The organism is Peribacillus sp. P4_C12, assembly GCF_056402095.1.
On sequence record NZ_JBFUIB010000442.1, the window covers coordinates 1 to 3,073 of the forward strand.

At 38.5% G+C, this 3,073-nt stretch carries 4 protein-coding genes; 3 read left to right on the top strand and 1 reads right to left on the bottom strand.

The window, feature by feature from the left end; all coding sequences use genetic code 11:
- Positions 1-174 precede the first annotated feature (174 nt).
- A complete protein-coding gene (locus AC1DUW_RS24555; RefSeq protein ID WP_236694845.1) occupies positions 175-621 on the bottom strand; it encodes a hypothetical protein in 447 nt (148 codons plus the stop codon).
- A gap of 256 nt (positions 622-877) precedes the next feature.
- Here AC1DUW_RS24555 and AC1DUW_RS24560 point away from each other — a divergent pair, with 256 nt between their 5' ends.
- The 3 genes from AC1DUW_RS24560 to AC1DUW_RS24570 all read left to right on the top strand — a co-directional run.
- The gene (locus tag AC1DUW_RS24560) at positions 878-1,534 is read left to right on the top strand and encodes a 5-bromo-4-chloroindolyl phosphate hydrolysis family protein (RefSeq protein ID WP_053344242.1); all 657 of its coding nucleotides are present in this window, start codon (positions 878-880) and stop codon (positions 1,532-1,534) included.
- Entirely contained in the window at positions 1,531-2,703 is a 1,173-nt protein-coding gene (locus tag AC1DUW_RS24565) for a toxic anion resistance protein (RefSeq protein WP_053344243.1), read from the top strand. Before AC1DUW_RS24560 ends, AC1DUW_RS24565 begins: the two co-directional genes overlap by 4 nt.
- Positions 2,704-2,714: 11 nt before the next feature.
- Positions 2,715-3,073: nitroreductase family protein (locus tag AC1DUW_RS24570; RefSeq protein WP_477643694.1), on the top strand; the 359-nt coding region annotated here is incomplete at its 3' end.

Consider the following 3,073-nt stretch of genomic DNA (forward strand, 5'->3'; position numbering starts at 1 on the left):
GGATGATAGTTTGGAGAACTGGCAAATCAGTTAAGGTAACCCGAAATGACCGTTTTGTTAAGCTTTATACCTCTTAATCAATCGTTTGATTAATTTTATGTTCTTTTGATGAAAGAGCTAGTGAAAACGTAAAAAAACAGCAGCGGCCCATAATGAGCTCCTGCTGTTTTTTTCCTAAAAGCCATCATCTGTAGCGGAGAATGGGATGCTCAAGTTCCTTTCCACGGCCCGCAGTCTTTGATTAAGTCTGTTCAATCTGTTCGTATGACGCTGATCATTTTGGCTTAGCCTAGTTATTTCCTGGTTAACACGGTTCACTTCTCGATTCACCCGCGTAATCTCTTGGTTCAGTCGATTGATTTCTCGCGTTTGTTGCTCATTTTGACGCTCAAGCTCCCGAACTCTTCTTTCAATTTGTTGAGTTTGCGGCGGTTGTCTTTCAAAATCAAACTCCTCGGGCAAATGGTTATATGGATCGTCTTGAATCTGCTGGAAATTCCAATCTTGCTGTGGTACATATTCATATCGTTCGGGTTGTTGGAAGTATGGGTTGAAATTAGCCTGAATGTACTGATGATTTCCATTTTGTTGTGGAAAAGGATAAAAACCGTGTAAATTCATAGTTAGCTCTCCTTTGCAAACGGGATAGATACCCTATAACTTATGTGAGTTTTAGTAAAGTGACAAGGCGATAGCCTAAAAGGAGTATAATGAAGAGGGGGCATGTTCCAATGAAAATATAAATTCATCGCTAAATTTGCAGAAACCATCCTGTTCCTATATCGTTTAAGTAGGAGAAAATTTTCTTCCATCTTGAAACCAATTACTGTGATAATCGTATATATAGAAAAGAGCGTAAGTCAGGAGTGTAATGAAAATGAATCGCTTTCTTGCTGATGTTGTCCCAATATTAATTGCAATTCCAATGGTTTTGCCGGTTTGGCTGATTAGCTATTTTGCATTGAATCAATCGTTTGTTCTTTCTGTTGTCTTTTCCATAGTTGGAGGGGGCCTCGCATACTGGCTAAGTTCCGTCTACTTTTCCTCACGATTCCTCAAAAAACATGAATTGACAAGAAAAGAATATCAATATATAAAGAAAAATTTAAGTGAAGCAAAACCGAAAATATGGCGAGTGCAAAAGGCACTAATTTCGGTCAGGCATATCTCTTCTTTTAAACAGAGGAAGGATATGATAAAGATGATCAGGAAAATATATAGTCTTACCAAAAAAGAACCGAAGCGCTTTTACCAGGCGGAACAATTTTATTATTCCCATCTGGATTCAGCCACGGAGTTGGCAGAGAAATATGTTTTTTTATCTCAGCAGCCCAGAAAGAATAAGGAGCTTGAACTATCTTTAACAGAAACACGTAAAACTTTAAAGGATCTTACCAAAACAATAGAAAAGGATTTATATAAAGTGATTGCCGATGATATAGATAACCTCAACTTTGAATTGGACGTTGCGAAGCAAACCATTAAAACTAGAAAAGAGTCACAAGTAATCGATGAAAGCAGGAGGTTAAAATGAATAATAATGATCCAAACCTGTTAAATAATACGACTAACGCCAATTTAATTGATGATCTTTTAGCCAATCCATTTGACGAGGTGCAGCAGTTGGAGAAACTTTCTCCCCAGGAAGCGAAGCCGGTCAAACTGATTGATGTCATTCCGGAAGAAAACCGGGCAAAAGCCTACCAGCTTGCTGAACAAATTGACCCAACAAATCACCAGGCGATGATTTCCTATGGTACACCCGCTCAATCAAAGCTATTAACCTTTTCGAATTCGATGCTTGAGCATGTACAAAAAAAGGATGTAGGTGAAGTGGGCGACATTATCAGTGATTTAATGAAGAAGTTAAACGATCTGAGCCCGGATGAGCTTAAACCGGATAAGCCCTCATTTTTTGCGCGTATGTTCGGGAAGTTGACGGGATCTGTACAGGAAGTACTTTCTAAGTATCAAAAAACAGGGGCTCAAATTGATCGAATCAGTGTAAAACTCGATCGGAGCAAGAATATCCTGCTATCGGATATCGTAATCCTTGAAAAGCTTTATGAAACGAATAAGGAATATTTTCAAGCGTTAAATGTCTACATTGCAGCGGGGGAAATTAAACTTGAAGAAATCCATGAGAAAACAATTCCAGAGCTAAAGAAGTCTGCGGAATTAAGCAATGATCAAATGAAGTTTCAAGAAGTCAATGATATGCGCCAATTTGCTGAAAGATTAGATAAAAGGCTGTATGATTTGAAATTGAGTCGTGAAATCACCATTCAAAGCGCCCCGCAAATTAGGCTGATACAAAACACAAATCAGGCGCTTGTCGAGAAAATCCAATCTTCGATTATGACGGCCATTCCACTTTGGAAAAATCAGGTTGCAATTGCATTGACCTTGATCAGACAGCGTCATGCTGTGGAGGCACAAAAGCAGGTTTCCAAAACGACAAATGATTTGCTATTAAAAAACTCGGAAATGCTGAAAACAAATACCATTGAAACGGCTAAGGAAAATGAGCGAGGGCTTGTCGACATTGAAACATTAAAGAACACCCAAGCTAATTTAATTTCCACGCTTGAAGAAACAATGCGAATTCAAGAAGAAGGCAGGCATAAACGTCGACATGCTGAACAGGAACTGGCCGCGATGGAGAATGAACTAAAGCAGAAACTTTTAGAGATAAAGGGATAAGGAGAGATTACATGGAAACTATTGAAGCTATAAAAACGAGAAGAAGTATTGGGGTTGTTAAACAAGATCCGGTACCAAAAGAATTGATTGAACAAATAATTGAAGCTGGAACATATGCGCCTAATCATCATCGAACAGAGCCTTGGCGTTTTTTTGTACTAACAGGAGAAGGAAGAAATAAACTTGGGCAGGTCTTTGAAGAGATAACAAGAATTGAAAATGCAGATGATACTCCGGAGAGTTTAATAAGTAAGATGGAAAGACAAAAAAAGAATCCTCTAAGAGCTCCGGTCATTATTGCAGTAGGTATTGAACCTAGTGATAAGAATAATGTCTTAGTATCCGAAGAATATGCAGCAGTGAACAGTGC

Excerpts from the sequence above, each read along its gene's own strand:
- AC1DUW_RS24555 (WP_236694845.1), bottom strand. The coding sequence starts at position 621 with ATGAATTTACACGGTTTTTATCCTTTTCCACAACAAAATGGAAATCAT.
- AC1DUW_RS24560 (WP_053344242.1), top strand. The coding sequence starts at position 878 with ATGAATCGCTTTCTTGCTGATGTTGTCCCAATATTAATTGCAATTCCA.
- AC1DUW_RS24565 (WP_053344243.1), top strand. The coding sequence starts at position 1,531 with ATGAATAATAATGATCCAAACCTGTTAAATAATACGACTAACGCCAAT.